Source organism: Corallococcus exercitus (assembly GCF_003611585.1).
Taxonomy (GTDB): domain Bacteria; phylum Myxococcota; class Myxococcia; order Myxococcales; family Myxococcaceae; genus Corallococcus; species Corallococcus exercitus.
Genome location: NZ_RAVW01000236.1, coordinates 1 through 15,260, shown reverse-complemented (window position 1 = coordinate 15,260; position 15,260 = coordinate 1). Strand labels below are relative to the sequence as shown.

The following is a 15,260-nucleotide window of genomic DNA, read 5'->3' as shown; positions in this document are numbered from 1 at the left end:
GCTGTATCGTCGGCAGCGTCAGATGTGTATAAGAGATAGGGGGGAAGCGTAGCGGCGGAGGAGGGCCGGACACCGGGATTCGTGGGAGGCGAAGACGGGCAGGTGACAGTTCTGGAAGGGGCCGGTGTTCCCTTCGCCGCGAGGGGCGACGACGCCCCGTTCGAATCCCTTCAGGAAGGTTCAGGCGATGAAGCGCAAGGTCGCGGTGTGCGTCGGGGTGATGGTCGCGGTGGCGGCGGGAGCGGCCGGAGCCGAGGAGCGGACGGAAGGAACTCCCGCCGCGGATCCGCGCCCCGTCTCCGCGCGGGAGGCCCCGCCCCCGGATGCCGCCGCTGCTCAGGGCGTCCCGGCCGTCGCGGTCCCGGTCGCGGCGCTGTCGCCCGCGCCCCTCGTGGAGGCCGCGACGGGTGGCGAACCGGTGAAGGCCGCCGCCGTGGCCCAGCAGCGCTCGGACACGGAGGAGATCCACGTCCCGGCGGTGCTGATGGCCATGCCGCACGTGAGCACCGCGGGCACGGCCACGGAGCGGCTGGTGACCACGTTCGCGCTCGGTGCGCTCGGCACGCATGCGAAGCGGGTGGACGGCATGGCGATGTCGCTGGGCGCGAACTGGGTGGGCGAGCTGTCCGGCGCGCAGCTCGCGCTCGGGGCCAACGTGGTGCGCGGCCCCGCGTCCGGCGCGCAGTTCGCCGTGGGCGGCAACGTCGTCACCGGCGACCTGGAGGGCATCCAGACCGCGGTGGGCCTCAACGTGGTGAAGGGCGTGACGACGGCGGGCCAGTTCGCCGTGGGCGGCAACGTGGCGGGGGGCGCGCTGTCCGGCGGCCAGTTCTCCGTGGGCGCGAACATCGCGGGCTCCGGCGGCGTGGGCGGCCAGTTCACGGTGGGCGCGAACATCGCGACCGCGCCGCTCAAGGGTGTCCAGGCGGCGGTGGGCGCGAACATCGCCCCGTCGCTGTCGGGCCTCCAGGCGTCCACGGGCCTCAACTACGCGGGCCGGATGGAGGGCGCGCAGTTGTCGCTGCTCAACGTGGGCGGGGACGTGTCCGGCGCGCAGGTGGGCCTCATCAACGTCGCGGGCAAGGTGGACGGCCTCCAGTTGGGGTTGATCAACGTGGCGCGCGAGTCCCAGGGCGAGGCGCTGGGCATCCTCAGCTTCATTGGCAACGGGCAGGCCAACGTGCAGCTGTGGGCGAGCGACGTCGCGTACACCAACATCGCGGTGAAGTTCGGCGGCCGTCACTTCCACACGCTGCTGACGCTGGGCTTCAACCCGGGCACCGACACGCACCGCCGCCGCTACGTGGGGGGCGCGGGCTTCGGCGCGCACATCCCCGCGGGGCCATTGTTCTTCGACCTGGATGTCATTGGCAGCAGCGTCCACGCCGACAACCTCTTTCGCGATGGCGACGGCTTGAACGTGCTGGGACAGTTGCGGCTGGTGGCGGGCTGGCAGGTGGCGAAGCGGTTCGCGCTCATCGGCGGCGTCACCGGCAACACGCTCGTGACCTGGGACAACGGAGACCGCTGGGAGGAGCTGGGCATCGGGCCGGAGTGGCGCAGCGTCTCCGACGGGGGACGCACCACCGTGCGCGTGTGGCCGGGCGTGTTGCTGGGCGTGCAGCTCTAACGCGGCATTCGATTCGAAGTTCGGGAGGGAACCATGTGGAACCGTTTGGGGATGGCCGTGCTCGGCGCGGGCCTGATGTCCGGCTGCTACTTCACCGAGGAGCTGCAGGGTGACGGCAACACCGTCACGGAAACGCGCGCGGCGACGGACTTCCTCACCGTGGAGAACCGCGGCTCCATGGAGGTGGTGGTGCGCGAAGGCGACGCGCCGGACGTGAAGGTCACGCTGGATGAGAACCTCCAGCACCGCGTGCGCACCTTCGTGTCCCCGGGCAACACGCTCGTCATCGAGACGGACGGCTCGTTCGAGCCCCACGGCCCGGCGCGGGTGGAGATCCTCGTGCCGCGCATGGTGGGCGCGACGCAGGACGGCTCCGGCTCCCTGCGCGTGGAGGGCTTCGAGCACGTGAAGGAGGACGTGAAGCTGGTGGCGAAGGGCTCCGGCTCGCTGAGCTTCTGCGGCGGGGTGCGCACCCTGGAGGCCAAGCTCAGCGGCTCCGGGAACATGGAGCTGTGCGCGGCCGGCGAGGGCCTGGCGGAGTGGGTGGACCTGTCGCAGACCGGCTCCGGGGACCTGAAGTGGGCGGGGGCGGCGAAGCAGGTGCGCGCCCGCACGGATGGCTCCGGTTTCATGACGCTCACGGGAGTCACCAACCGGCTCGATGCCTGGCTGGACGGCAGCGGTGGCATCGGGGCCCCGGGCCTCCGGGCCGTGGACGTGAACCTCACGTCGCGGGGCTCGGGCACCATGGCCGCGTACGTGGATGGGGGCGGGGCGGCCATCACGCTCGACTCGTCAGGGAACGTGGACCTGTACGGCCACGCGCTGTCGACGCAGGTCCGGGTCACCGGCAGCGGCCGGGTCAACTGGCACTGACTAGCTTGTCTTCGACACCCGTGGACTTCACGGGTGGGGAGGCAGGCGGGCCATGGCAGGGACGATGCGGGCGATGGTGCTCGATGCACCCGGGCAGCGCCTGCGGCTGGAACACCGGCCCATCCCGGAGCCCGGGCCGGAGCAGGTGCTGTTGAAGGTGCACGCTTGCGCGGTGTGCCGCACCGACCTGCACGTGGTGGACGGAGAGCTGACGCGCCCGAAGCTGCCGCTGGTGCCGGGCCACGAAATCGTGGCCACGGTGGTGACGGCGGGCGTGCGGGTGGAGGGCTTCGCCCCCGGGCTGCGCGTGGGCGTGCCGTGGCTGGGGTGGAGCTGCGGGCAGTGCCGCTTCTGCCGCTCCGGCCGGGAGAACCTCTGCGACACGGCGCGCTTCACCGGCTACGACATCGACGGAGGCTTCGCGGAGTACACCGTCGCGGATGCGCGCTTCTGCTTCCCGCTGCCACCGTCGTACCGCGACGTGGAGGCCGCGCCGCTGATGTGCGCGGGGCTCATCGGCTTCCGCAGCCTGCGCATGGCGGGGGAGGGCGGCCGGCTGGGGCTGTATGGCTTTGGCGCCGCCGCGCACATCCTCATCCAGGTGGCCCGGCACCAGGGGCGCGGGGTGTATGCCTTCACGCGCGAGGGCGACGTGAAGGGCCAGGCGTTCGCGCGCGAGCTGGGCGCGGTCTGGGCGGGAGGCTCGGACACGCTGCCGCCGGAGCCGCTGGACGCGGCCATCCTCTTCGCTCCCGTGGGCGCGCTGGTGCCCGCCGCGCTGAGGGCCGTGGACAAGGGTGGGGTGGTGGTGTGCGGCGGCATCCACATGAGTGACATCCCGTCCTTCCCCTATTCGTTGCTGTGGGAGGAGCGCGTGGTGCGCTCGGTGGCGAACCTCACGCGCCAGGACGCGATGGACTTCCTGGCGCTCGCGCCGCGCGTGCCCGTGCGCACGGAGGTCCAGGTGTTTCCCCTGTCCCAGGCGAACGAGGCGCTCCAGGCCCTGCGCGAAGGCCGCGTGCGCGGGGCCGCGGTCCTGGACATGACGGCGGCGGAGTAGGGCCGCATCGGAGCGAGTGCCCGCGCGCCTGTCCGCCCGGATGCTTGGGGGCAGGGGGGAATGCACAGCTTTGCATCACACGGAGGCTGTGCATCCATGAAAGCGCTTCAGGAGACGGGACCGTTCGAAGGGTACGACTCGGAGAAGACCCATCCGCTGGGCTCGTACGCCATCTTGCTGGGGACCTTCAGTACGACCGTGCTGGGCTTCCTGGGCTGGATGGGAGCGTCGGGGCGCAGCCTCCCGGAGCGGTTCAGCGGCGCCGACCTCGCGTTGCTTGGCGCCGCCACGCACGTCGTCACCCGGGTGGTGGCGGCGGACAAGGTCACGGCGGTGGTTCGCGCCCCGTTCACGCAATTCAGGGGCGACGCCAGCGCGGGCGAGGTGAGTGAGAAGGCCCGTGGCACGGGGTTCCGTCGCGTGATGGGCGAGCTGCTGGACTGCCCCTTCTGCCTGAGCCCCTGGGTGGCCGCGTCCTTCCTCATGTCCGCCACACTGCGTCCCCGTCAGACGCGGTTCGTGGCCTCCATCTTCGCCCTGAGCGGCGCGTCCTTCTATCTTCACCGGGCCTATGAATGGCTGGGCGAAAGCCTGCACCGCACCCGTTCTCAGGCGCAGATGCTGGCGAAGCGTCAGCAGCGCGAGGCCGACGCCGACGCAGAGGTCCAGCTGCCCGGGCGGGGGCCGCAGGTCGTGGAGCCCGGCCGCGCCCCCATCCCGTCTCCGAGCTGAAGGGGCCGACAGCCATCGCGTCCTCCGCCTCGTGCGAGGCCGCTTCACCGCGAGTCGCTGAGCCTTGCGTGAGGGCAATGGCGCGAGGGGCCACGTCGTAGGTTGGGATGCATGCATCTCTTCCTGCTCATGGGCGGCCTGCTGACGGCGGCGCCCGCTTCCCCCTACCTGGACTCGCGGACCACGGGCGCGGCGTATTGCTACGACCCGGAGAGCCCCGTGCTGCGCGAGGCCTTCCGAGGCCCGAAGCCCACACCCGACACGCGCCTGGACAGCGCCGCGCTGGCGGAGGACGTGCGCTTCCTGCACCAGCTCCTGCGCACCACGTACTCCGGCTGGCCGGAGCTGCTGGCGCACCGCACTTTTGATCCGGATCGCTTCTTCCAGGACTGGAGCGCGAAGGTGGCCGCGTCCGGGCCCACGGTGTCCTTCCAGGACGGCGTGCTCACGCCGACCCTCGCCGTCCGCGAGGCGCTGACGGACAGCCACTTCGGTCCGTCCGGCTTCTTGAACCTGCTGCGCGAGGATCCACGGCTCGCCTTCCGCGAGTACCAGGCCGATGCGCCTCCGGGACTCGCGCTGGCCTCCTGCGACGCGAGCACCGTACCGGGCGCGCAGGCGGACACGCTGCGGGTGGCGCCGGTGCTGAAGGCGGATGGCTCACGGGGTCAGCGGCTCACCGTGTCCGCGCGAGGCGGCGGTGACACGCGGACGCTCCGGTGCGGCGACACCTCGCTGCCGCTCACGGTCCGGCCTCCACGTGCGGTCCGGCAGTTCGCGCCGAAGGACATCTACACGTACGAGCCGAAGGGCGACGTGGGCATCATCACCATCCGCCGCTTCTCCGGACCGCCGGAAGCGGAGGCCGGGCTGCGCCAGTTCGTCGCGGATGCGCCGAAGCACCGCAAGCACAAGCTGCTGGTGTTCGACCTGCGCGGCAACAGCGGTGGCGACGACGGCTACGTGTACCAGTGGCTGGACGCGATGGTGCGCGGGACGTGGTTCGCCTCCGGCGAGGTGTGGATGCACGGCGCCTTCTATCCGTGCTTCGAATGGAACTCGCGCGTGCAGCGGCAGGCGATGGATGGCCGGCTGGACACGCCGGAGGCGAAGGCGGAGCGCGAAGCCCTGCACGCGAAGTGGCCCGTGACGCCGGAGCCCTCGCGCCCCGTGTTCGACAGTGGCCGCGTGGAGGGCCACGCGAAGACGCCCTTCACGGGGCGCATCGTGGTGCTGGTGGACCGGGACTCCGCGTCGTCGGGAGAGAGCGGAGCCTACGCCCTGCACCAGGCGACCGGCGCACCCATGGTGGGCGAGCGCACGGGTGGTTTCCTCACCTACGGCAACGCCCCCAGCTTCGTCCTGCCGCGCACGGGTTTCGCGTGGGTGGTGCCCACCAAGCGCAATTATTTCGCCGAACCCGTGGAGGGCGTGGGACACGCGGTGCAGGTGTACCTGGACGCGGAGGACCTGGGACGGCCGGTGACGGAGCTGCTGCCCCGGCTGCGCAAGCTGCCGTGATTCAACGTGCCCCATGCCCCGGGGCGCGTGTCCCATCGTGCCCCGCAACGGAGGGGCCGTTATAGGAGTTCCAGTGGGCTCCGGCGGTTGGCAGGGCCCATGCAATGCCTTGAATCCACACCGGCTCCAGAGCACGGAGCCCTACCCGAGGCGGACGATGAAGCGCGCACTGCGAATCACCTACCGGGGCATGGAGACGAGCGACACCCTCAACGAGCACATCCGCGACCAGGCGGACAAGCTGGAGCAGTTCTTCGACGGCATCACCGGCTGCAACGTGGTGGTGGAGGAGCCGCACCGGCACCACGCACAGGGGCATCGCTTCCACGTCCGCGTGGAGCTGCACGTGCCGGGCAGGGACATCATCGCGGACCGCGAACCCGCGGAGCCCACGACCCACGCGGATGCCTACCAGGCCGTCACCGACGCCTTCGAGGCCGCGCGGCGCCAGCTGCAACACCACGCGGAACGCCAGCACGCGCACCACCGCTGAGTTCCGCGAGCGGGCCGCTGCCGCGCGCTGGACAGGACCCGGCCCTGGGAGGCGGAAGGGCTCCTGGGCCGGAGCCGCTAGCGTCGCGGTGGACGGACACCTCGCGAGAGTCGTGGGGGATGTCCGCCCGAGGTCGGATGGGCGCGGGAGCGTGTCTGGAGTTGGACGTCCGCGGGACGGGCGGTTGGCGCGGGAGAGGCGTCTGGGATTGGCTCCGCGCGCTTTGGCTGGCCGTGCCACCTTCATCGCGGGGGAATCCAAGTCCATGTCGCTCGACCACTACGTCACCCTGGGCCGCTCTGGCCTGCGCGTCAGCCCCTTCTGCCTGGGAACCATGACGTTCGGCGAGGACCTGGGCTGGGGCAGCAGCGTGGACACGTCCAACGCCATCCTGGACCACTACATCGAGCGGGGCGGCAACTTCATCGACACGGCGAACGTGTACACGTTCGGGCACTCGGAGAAGATCATCGGGGACCACCTGGGGAAGGACCCGGCGAAACGCAACCGGGTGGTGATTGCCACGAAGTTCTTCGGCAACCTCTTCGAGAAGGATCCGAACGGCGGCGGCGCGGGCCGCAAGTCGGTGGTGGCGGCGTGCGACGAATCGCTGCGCCGGCTCCAGACGGACTACATCGACCTGTACTGGATGCACGCGTGGGACGCGAACACGCCCATCGAGGAGACGATGCGGGCGCTGGACGACCTGGTGCGCTCCGGCAAGGTCCGCTACGTGGGCTTCTCCGACACGCCCGCGTGGAAGGTGGCGCAGGCGCAGGTGACGGCGTACTTCCGGGGCTGGGCGCCGCTGGTGGCGTTGCAGATTGAGTACTCGCTGCTGGAGCGCACGGTGGAGGGCGAGCTCATCCCGATGGCGCGAGAGCTGGGGCTGGGCGTGACGCCGTGGTCGCCGCTGCGCAGCGGGGTGTTGAGCGGCAAGTACACGCGGGAGAACGCGGGCAAGCAGAAGGCGGACCGGGGCGCGTGGGCGGAGTCGTCGCTCAACGAGAAGACCTACCGGCTCATCGACGTGCTCCAGCGCGTGGCGAAGGAGCAGAACAGCACGGTGGCGCGAGTGTCGCTGGCCTGGGTGCAGGGCCGGCCGGGCGTGGCGTCCACCATCCTGGGCGCGCGCACGCTGGAGCAGCTGGACAACAACCTGGGCGCGCTGGACGTGAAGCTCACGCCGCAGCAGGTGAAGGCGCTGGATGACGAATCCCAGCCCACGCTCAACTTCCCGGCGGCCTTCCTCCAGGGAGCGCCGTCCTTCATGCACGCGGGCCTGCGCGTGAACGGAGTCCAGGCTCCGCCCAGCAACCTGATGCCCAAGGCGGACGCGAAGCGGTACTGATCAGGGCTGGGGAAACCCGGGCCCTGTCGGCACACCGGCGTACAGTGTGGAGTGCGGGGCCTTACGTTTCGGGCCTTGTTCGCGGGCAAATGACCGCTGGAGCGTTCACGGCTGGACGCTCGCGGTGGCGCGAACGGGGGTCGTTCCTAACATCGGCCCCCTGGCAGTCAGTCGGGTGGTCAGGCGGTCTGGCGCGGTACGGGCGGCGGGGAGGGTGGCGTGAGCGAGCTACTGACGGGTGATGTGTCTTCGCGGGCGCAGGTGGGCGGTTCGGACTTCTCCCGCGATCCCGAAGCCTTCGATGCCGAGCTGGATGCGTGCCTGGATCGCGCGCTCGCCTCCGAGCCTTCCGAAGACGCGGACATCGTGCCGGAGTCCTTCGCGACCGGTTCACTGCGCACGCTGCTCGACCTGGCCTCCACGGAAGAGTCCTGGATGCAGGCGCTGCCGCCTCCGTCCAACGACAACACGGAGCCCGAGCTCACGCTGTCCGCCGAGGCCGCGAACTTCGTCATCCCGGAGTGGCTGCGCGCGGAGGAGTCCCCGGCCAGCGCTTCGCAGGAGCCCTCCTGTGGCGCCGTGACGTCGTGGAACCCCGCGACGCCGTCGCCCGCCTGGGCCACGCCCGGTTCTCCGGCCGCCGCCTACGCGCCGCAGCCGCCGCAGCCGTGGATGCCGTACGCCCCCGAGGCGCCCGAGCCTCCGCCGCCCGCCATCGCCGACGCGTCCACGCGCATCCTCGGCATGAGCCCCATGTCCTTCGTCAGCGCCGTGGCGATGGGCGCGCTCGCCGCGGGCCTCCTCGTCGTCGCGGGCCTGCGCCTGACGTCGAAGGAGGATCCGCAGGCCGCGCCGCATGCGCAGGCCCTGGCCGGCACTGTCGCCGTGGGCACGCAGCTCGGCGCTCCGGGCACGCAGGGCGTCGCGGCGGCTCAGCCGGGTTCGATGGCTCAGCCGGGCACGCAGGGCTTCGCCGGTGCTTCGTCGGGCTCGATGGCTCAGCCGGGCACGCAGGGCTTCGCGGCGGCTCAGCCGGGCGCGCAGGGCTTCTACGGTGTCCCTGGCACGCAGGTCACGCCGGACTTCCAGCAGTCCATCGCGGGCGGCGTGAACACGCCCTCGCTGACGGACGCACAGCGCGCCGCGCAGGCGCTCACTCCGAACACGCCGGTCCTCGCGGGCCCCGTGAGCGCGGGCCTGACCACTGGCCTGCACACGCTGGCCCCGGACCCCACGCCGTCCACGCAGCCCGCTCCGGTGACGAAGAAGAAGGCCCCCGTGGCCCAGCGCGCGGCCACGCTCGAAGCGCCCGAGGACACCGGCGAGGTCCGCGAGATGTCCTTCGGCGGGGAGATCTCCGAGGAGGAGCTGGCCCAGGCCCGTCAGGCCGCCGCCGAAGCCGAGGCCGAGGAGGCCGCGCAGCCCGAGTCCGAAATCGACGAGGACTTCGCCCGCGAGCTCGGCTTCACCGACGAAGCGGAGTCCCCGGAGGCCTCCGCCTCGAAGCAGGCCCAGGAGAAGACCGTCTACATCCCGCCCGCCCCGACCTCCTCCGAGCGCGAGCAGCTCACGCCCGCGGACGTCACCAGCGTGGTCGTCACGAACCAGCCCGCCATCGCCGCCTGCGTCCAGAACTTCAAGGCCGGCACCGCGCTGGAGAACGGCGGCCGCTTCCAGGTGCGCTGGTCCGTGGACACCTCCGGCACCGTGTCCGGCGTCGCCATGGAGACGGAGGCCCTGAAGGGCTCCCCGCTCGCCGGCTGCATCGAGGACCAGGTGCGCGGCTGGAAGTTCCCCGTGCACCGCGTCGCGATGAACGCCCCCGTGCGCTTCCCCTTCGTCTTCTAGCCCGCCCCGCCTCCGGGCAGGCCCACGCGAGGGGCGCTGGACAATCAAAACATTCACGGATATGTATATACACGTCCATGAATGTTGACGTCTTCCAGACCCTGGCCGACCCCACGCGTCGACGCATCGTCGAGGCGCTGAAGGGCGGCGAGCTGGCGGTGAACGACCTGGTCGCCCAGGTCGACATCCAGCAGTCAGGTGTCTCGCGGCACCTGCGGATCCTCGAGGAAGCGGGCTTCGTCCAGGTCCGCCCCGAGGGCACGAAGCGGCTGTATTCGCTGCGTCCGGAGCCCTTCCAGGAACTCGATGCCTGGGTCACCGGGTATCGCGGCCTCTGGGAGGCCCGGCTCGACCGGTTCGGTCAGGCGCTCGAGCGAAGACGGAAGGCACGCACGGCCCACCCCAAGCCCGAGGAAGAACCCCCATGACGACGAACACGACCGCGACCCCGAAGCACAGCACCGTCACCTTCGACCGGACCTACCCCGCGACGCTCGACGAGGTGTGGGAGCTGTGGACGACGAAGGACGGCTTCGAGTCCTGGTGGGGCCCGGAGGGCTTCTCCGTGAAGGTGCACGAGCTCGACGCGCGTCCGGAAGGCCTGCTGCGCTACGACATGATCGCCACCGCGCCGCAGCAGATCGCCTTCATGAAGCAGGCGGGCATGCCCCTCTCCAGCCCGAGCAGCCTCACGTACACGGAGGTGACGCCCCAGCGCCGGCTCGCGTACCGGCACGCGGTGGACTTCATCCCCGGCGTCGCGCCGTACACCGTCTCCACGGTGGTGGAGTTCCAGGCGAAGGGGGACACCGTGCGGATGACCGTGACCTCCGACGCCATGCACAGCGAGGAGTGGACGAAGCGGGCGTCCATGGGAATGGAGAGCCAGCTCAACAAGCTGACGAAGCGTTTCCAGCGTTAGATTGGGGCATGGCCGCGCGGGAGGACCCAGACCCCATCGAGCTGCACCTGTGTCACCGCTGCCTGATGCGGCTGCCGGTGGACGCGGGCGGGGTGGATCTTCCGCGCCGGGTGCGCGAGGCCCTCAAGGCCCACGGCCTGGCGGACAAGACGCTGCTCATCCCCGCGTCCTGCCTGGGTCACTGCCCCACGGGGAAGGTCACCGTGCTCGTCGTCCCCGACGCCACGGCGCGGGGCACGCACGCGAAGCTCATCGACCCGAAGGAGGACGGCGAGGACCTGGCGAGGCACCTGGAGGCGCGGCTCGTCCAGCGCCCCCCGAAAGCCGGGCCGCCTTGAGCAGCGCCTCCATCATGGGCACGCAGCTCGCGGTGCCCGTGCCGGCAATCGCATAGGCGGTGCCGTGGTCCGGCGACGTGCGCGGCACGGGCAGGCCCAGCGTCACGTTCACCGTGCGCTCGAAGTCCAGCGCCTTGGCCGGGATGAGTCCCTGGTCGTGGTACATGGCCAGCACCACGTCGTACTTCGCGCCCACCTCGTCGGGCCGGGCGAACAGCCCGTCCGCGGGGATGGGCCCGTGCGCATCCACCCGCTTCGCCCGGGCGGCGCGGATGGCGGGACCAATCACCTCCACCTCCTCGCGCCCCAGCATCCCGCCCTCGCCCGCATGCGGGTTGAGCCCCAGCACGGCGATGCGCGGCTTGCGCCCCACCACCGGCTGAAGGCTGCGTGACAGGAGCTGGAGCTGCGCCACCAGCTTCTCCACCGTGAGCAGCTTCGGCAGCGCGGAGATGGGGACGTGGTTCGTCGCCAGCGCGATCCGCACGCGCGGCCCGTCCATCATCATCAGCACGTCCACGCCGAACGCGTCCGCCAGCACCTCCGTGTGGCCCATGAACGGGATGCCCGCGCGGGAAATCTCCTCCTTGGACACGGGCGCGGTGCACAGCGCGTCCACCGTCCCCGCGCGCATCGCGTCGATGGCGGCCCGCACGTACGCGTACTGCGCCTTGCCGCCCTCGCGCGTGGGCTTGCCCGGCACGCGGTGCTTCTGGGCGAGGCGCGTGACCTCCACCACCGCGGGCCCCACCGTGCGGCCCAGGTCCTCCAGGGCGACGCGCGGGAAGCGGCGGAAGAGGGGGAAGCCGTCCAGCGTGGGCCCGTCGCCGAAGATGACGGGCACCAGCGCGCGGCGCACCGCGGGCTTCGCCAGCGCCAGGGCCGTCACCTCCGGCCCGATGCCCGACACGTCCCCCAGCGAGATGCCCACGCGGGGCAGCGCGTCCGCCGTGGCCACCGGGGACGGGCTCACATCTTCACTTCGACGTTGGCCTTGGAGCGCAGCTCCTGGACGTACTGGTCCAGGAACTTCTCCGTCTTCTCGTTGAGGAGCTTGGACTCCAGCTTCGGCTTCATCTCCTCGTAGGAGGCGACGGACACGTTGCGGCGCTCCTCCACCTTCAGGATGTGCCAGCCGAAGTTGGTGCGGATGGGCTCGCTGACTTCACCCTCCTTGAGGTTGAAGGCGGCCTTCTCGAAGGCGGGCACCATCACGCCGCGCTTGAAGTAGCCCAGGTCGCCGCCGTCCGCCGCGCTGGGGCCCTCGCTGCGGGCGCGGGCCAGGGCCGCGAAGTCCATGCCCGGCCGGCGGGCCTCCTGCGCGATGCCCTCCGCCTTCTGCTTCGCGGCGGCCACCTGCTCCGGCGTGGCCTTGGCGTCCACCTGCACCAGGATGTGGCGGGCGTGCACCTCCACGTCCTCGCCCTCCAGGCGCGTGTACTGCGTGTACGCGGCCTTGAGGTCCTCCTCGGTGACCTTCACCTTGGGGCCCACCTTCATGCGCAGCAGCTTGTCGCGCACCACGCGCTTGCGCAGCATGTCCTTGTAGCTGGCGAGCGTGAACCCCTCGTTCTTGAGCAGCTGCTCGAACTGGGTGATGTCGCTGACGTTGTTCTGCTTGAGCACGTCCTGCACCAGCTCATCCACCTCCGCCTCGGTGGTGGTGATGCCCAGCTGCGCGACCTCCGCCTCCATCAGCTTCTCGCCGATGAGCGTGTCCAGCGCGGTCTTCATCAGCTGCGCGCGGGCCTCGGCGCGCTTGTGCGGGTCGATTTCGGAGTTCACGCGCTGGAGCTCCGGCGCGGCGCGCTGCTGCACCTCCGACAGCGGGATGACGTCGCGGTTCACCACCGCCGCCACCTTGTCCACCAGCTCCGCGCGGGCGGACGCGCCACCCGTGAAGAGCATCACCGCCGCCAGGAACGACACCAGGTTCTTCATCGCAACGACCCTCTTGAACACCATGACACCGGCCAGGCCAACCCACGGGCCCCCGGAAAAGTCCTTCACTTCGCCGCCGCCTGCGGCGCCGGCCGCCCGCGGATGGTCTGCAGCGTGGCCTCGTTCACCACCACCTGGGCCTTGTCGCGCAGCTCCTTCTCGAACGCCTCCTGCGCCGCCGCCCGCTTGGCCTCCAGCAGGCGCCCCTCCACCTTCGCGCGCACCTCCGCCAGCTCCCGCTTCCTCGGCGGCCTGCGCTCCAGCACCTTGAACAGGTGGTAGCCGTACTCCGTGGACACCACGTCCGAAACCTGCCCCACCCCCAGCTTGAATACCACCTCGTCGAAGGCCGGCGGCATCTGTCCCCGGGGGAAGTAGCCCAGGTCGCCCCCCACCTTGGCGTCCGCGCTGAGCGAATAGCGCCGGGCGAGGTCGGAGAACTTCTTGCCTGCCTTGAGCTGCACCTGGAGCTTGCGCGCCTCGTCCAGCCCCTTCACCACCATCTGCGCCGCGTGGACCTCCTCCGGCTCCTGGAAGTCCGCCTCGTGCGCCGCGTAGTACGCGCGCAGCTCCTCCTCCGTCACCGCCACGCGCGAATAGACGTGGTTCGTGAAGAGCTTCTCGATGGTGAGCCGGCTCGCCTCCCGCGCTCTCAGCTCCGCCATGGACAGCTGCCCCTGGGCCAGCACCTCGTTGAAGTTGCCCGCCGGGTAGTCGCCGGACAGCCGCAGCACGCCCCGGTCCACCTCTTCGGGCGTCACGGCGATGTTGTTCTGCTTCGCGGCCTGCAGGAGCAGCATCCGCTTCACCAGCGTGTCCACGAGCGCCCGCTTGAAGGGCTCCACCTCCTCGGGCGTGGGCTCCGGGCCCTCCGTGGTGGCCAGCTCCCGCGCCAGCTCCTGCTCGAAGTCCGTCCGGCTGAGCGACTCGCCGTTCACAGTGGCCACCACCGTGGGGTCCGGGCCCTCCTGGGCCTGCGGCCGGCAGCCCGCCAGCCCCAACACGCCCAGGGCGACCCCCAGGGTGACGGCGACGGACCACGACGGGAGGGAGGCGCGGAAGGAAGCGGGACGCATGCGCGGAGGCCTCGGGGGAGGGAACAGGGGACCTTCCACGGTGGTGCCGGGCCGCCGGGCTTTCAAGCGGGACGTCACGGCCGGGATGGGAAGCGAACGGATGGGCCCATGGAGTGGCCTTCCGGGTAGCACGCCGGGCGGGCCCGGACAACCGGCGCCCCGGGAGGGGGGACCCGCCTAGAGGGGCGTGGCGTTGGAGGCCAGGAAGGCCTCCACCTGGGGAAAGATTTCGTCCGGCGCCTTGCGGCCCAGGATGAGGTCCGCGTGGCCGTAGTCCGCCGCGAAGCCGTGGCCGCGCCCGGCGACCAGCATCTTCACCGGGCCCCCCAGGTGCTCCTTCGCCCGGGACACCGCCAGCGGCGGCGCGAGCAGGTCCCGGCTGCCGGCGATGAGCAGGAAGGGAATCCTCACCCCGGCGAGCGGCTCGCGGTAGTCGAAGCTCCCGTCGAAGGTGGTGAACTGGCTGGTGGTGATCCACCGGGCGAACTGCCGTCCCACGCCCCCGGCCACGTCGGCGGGCACGTTGGCCAGCGCCCAGCGCACCACCTGCGGATCCATGTTGTCCGCCAGCATCATGTACCGGGTGAGCGGCCCCGGCGGCGCCCCGAAGAAGGCGATGCTGGTGACACGGCGGGTAGGGATGACCTTGAGCTTGAGCAAGGGCTCCACCCGCTGCACGAACGCCCGCAGGCCCGGCTGCACCGCGAAGGTGAAGGGGGCGCCCAGGGACACCGCGGCCTTCACCGGCGCCTGGGGGTTGCGGGCCAGGTGGGCGTAGAGCATCAGACCGCCCTTGGAGTGGCCCACCCAGAGCACTTGCTGGGCACCCGTGGACATCACGGTGCGCAAAGCCGTTCTCACATCGTGTTCAGCCTGATCATCAAAATTCCAGTCCGAGCAGGCTCCCGCCAGGCCCCGGCCGCGCAGCTCGATGACCCAGGTCTCGAACCCCGCCCGCGCCAGGTAGCGCGCCAGGCTGTACTGCTCGTTGAAGTCCATGTGGAAGCGGTTGGCCCCCAGCCCATGGCACAGCAGGACGGGCTCCGCGAACCGGCGCTCCCCCCGAGGGTGGTAGCGCCCCAGGGCGATGGCCGCTCCGTCGTCCGTGGGCACCCGGTACAGCTCGTCCGGCTTGAAGCTGAGGGTCAGCAACCCCTCCTTGCTCCGCTCGACCGCCTTGGTGAAGAGGTCCGCCATCCGGCTCAACCGGGGTGCTGGTGCCTGTCGTGATGTCACGCCTTCAGTCTACGCCCGACGCCCGGCCGATGCCGGAGTGTCGCTGGCGGACTTTCCCGGGACGGCAGGACAGTTGCAGGGAATGTGAGTCCATCTCGGGGAGGTCGTGGAAATGGGGCAGGGCCGGGGGTTCAGGGAAGCATTGTCGTCCTTCATCGCCACAGTTTTTCCCACAGACACACTGCTGGGGGCCTTGAAGGTGATGGAGCAGTACCACGTGCAGGTGGTGGGGGTGG

At 70.8% G+C, this 15,260-nt stretch carries 15 protein-coding genes; 11 read left to right on the top strand and 4 right to left on the bottom strand.

Annotated elements, in window-relative coordinates:
- The first annotated feature begins 187 nt into the window (after nt 1–187).
- The 11 genes from D7W79_RS25920 (at nt 188) to D7W79_RS25870 (ending at nt 10,771) form a co-directional block, all read left to right on the top strand.
- Nucleotides 188–1,630 (top strand): hypothetical protein, encoded by a 1,443-nt coding sequence (locus D7W79_RS25920; RefSeq protein ID WP_120528074.1) that lies wholly within the window; start codon nt 188–190, stop codon nt 1,628–1,630.
- Nucleotides 1,631–1,663: 33 nt separating this feature from the next.
- Entirely contained in the window at nt 1,664–2,506 is an 843-nt protein-coding gene (locus D7W79_RS25915) for a GIN domain-containing protein (RefSeq protein ID WP_120528073.1), read from the top strand.
- A gap of 52 nt (nt 2,507–2,558) precedes the next feature.
- Nucleotides 2,559–3,566: a zinc-dependent alcohol dehydrogenase family protein gene (locus D7W79_RS25910; RefSeq protein WP_120528072.1), complete on the top strand. Its 1,008-nt coding sequence runs from the start codon at nt 2,559–2,561 to the stop codon at nt 3,564–3,566.
- A 96-nt stretch (nt 3,567–3,662) separates the two neighbouring features.
- Entirely contained in the window at nt 3,663–4,298 is a 636-nt protein-coding gene (locus D7W79_RS25905) for a DUF1360 domain-containing protein (protein ID WP_120528071.1), read from the top strand.
- Nucleotides 4,299–4,409: 111 nt separating this feature from the next.
- Nucleotides 4,410–5,819 carry a S41 family peptidase gene (locus D7W79_RS25900; RefSeq protein WP_120528070.1) on the top strand — a complete coding sequence of 470 codons (1,410 nt, stop codon included), beginning with the start codon at nt 4,410–4,412 and terminating at the stop codon, nt 5,817–5,819.
- A gap of 157 nt (nt 5,820–5,976) precedes the next feature.
- Entirely contained in the window at nt 5,977–6,312 is a 336-nt protein-coding gene (locus D7W79_RS25895) for an HPF/RaiA family ribosome-associated protein (protein WP_120528069.1), read from the top strand.
- A gap of 265 nt (nt 6,313–6,577) precedes the next feature.
- Nucleotides 6,578–7,663 carry an aldo/keto reductase gene (locus D7W79_RS25890; protein ID WP_120528076.1) on the top strand — a complete coding sequence of 362 codons (1,086 nt, stop codon included), beginning with the start codon at nt 6,578–6,580 and terminating at the stop codon, nt 7,661–7,663.
- 219 nt (nt 7,664–7,882) lie between these two features.
- A complete protein-coding gene (locus D7W79_RS25885) occupies nt 7,883–9,511 on the top strand; it encodes an AgmX/PglI C-terminal domain-containing protein (RefSeq protein ID WP_147442049.1) in 1,629 nt (542 codons plus the stop codon).
- 77 nt (nt 9,512–9,588) lie between these two features.
- The gene (locus D7W79_RS25880; protein ID WP_120528067.1) at nt 9,589–9,939 is read left to right on the top strand and encodes an ArsR/SmtB family transcription factor; all 351 of its coding nucleotides are present in this window, start codon (nt 9,589–9,591) and stop codon (nt 9,937–9,939) included.
- Nucleotides 9,936–10,433, top strand: coding sequence for an SRPBCC family protein (locus D7W79_RS25875; RefSeq protein ID WP_120528066.1), 498 nt, complete (start codon nt 9,936–9,938; stop codon nt 10,431–10,433). The genes D7W79_RS25880 and D7W79_RS25875 overlap by 4 nt, the downstream gene beginning before the upstream one ends.
- 8 nt (nt 10,434–10,441) lie before the next feature.
- Nucleotides 10,442–10,771, top strand: a complete 330-nt coding sequence (locus tag D7W79_RS25870; RefSeq protein ID WP_120528065.1) for a hypothetical protein — start codon at nt 10,442–10,444, stop codon at nt 10,769–10,771.
- Here the strand turns inward: D7W79_RS25870 and pdxA are convergent.
- From pdxA to D7W79_RS25850, 4 genes are all read right to left on the bottom strand, one after another.
- Nucleotides 10,683–11,744 (bottom strand): 4-hydroxythreonine-4-phosphate dehydrogenase PdxA, encoded by a 1,062-nt coding sequence (gene pdxA, locus D7W79_RS25865; protein ID WP_244221964.1) that lies wholly within the window; start codon nt 11,742–11,744, stop codon nt 10,683–10,685. The genes D7W79_RS25870 and pdxA overlap by 89 nt on opposite strands.
- On the bottom strand, nt 11,741–12,712 hold the full coding sequence (locus D7W79_RS25860; RefSeq protein ID WP_120528064.1) for a peptidylprolyl isomerase: 972 nt from the start codon (nt 12,710–12,712) through the stop codon (nt 11,741–11,743). The genes pdxA and D7W79_RS25860 overlap by 4 nt, the downstream gene beginning before the upstream one ends.
- A 65-nt stretch (nt 12,713–12,777) precedes the next feature.
- Entirely contained in the window at nt 12,778–13,788 is a 1,011-nt protein-coding gene (locus D7W79_RS25855; RefSeq protein ID WP_120528063.1) for a peptidylprolyl isomerase, read from the bottom strand.
- Nucleotides 13,789–13,965: 177 nt separating this feature from the next.
- Complete coding sequence (locus tag D7W79_RS25850; RefSeq protein WP_120528062.1) at nt 13,966–14,985, bottom strand: alpha/beta hydrolase; 1,020 nt, start codon at nt 14,983–14,985, stop codon at nt 13,966–13,968.
- Between the last annotated feature and the right edge of the window lie 275 nt (nt 14,986–15,260).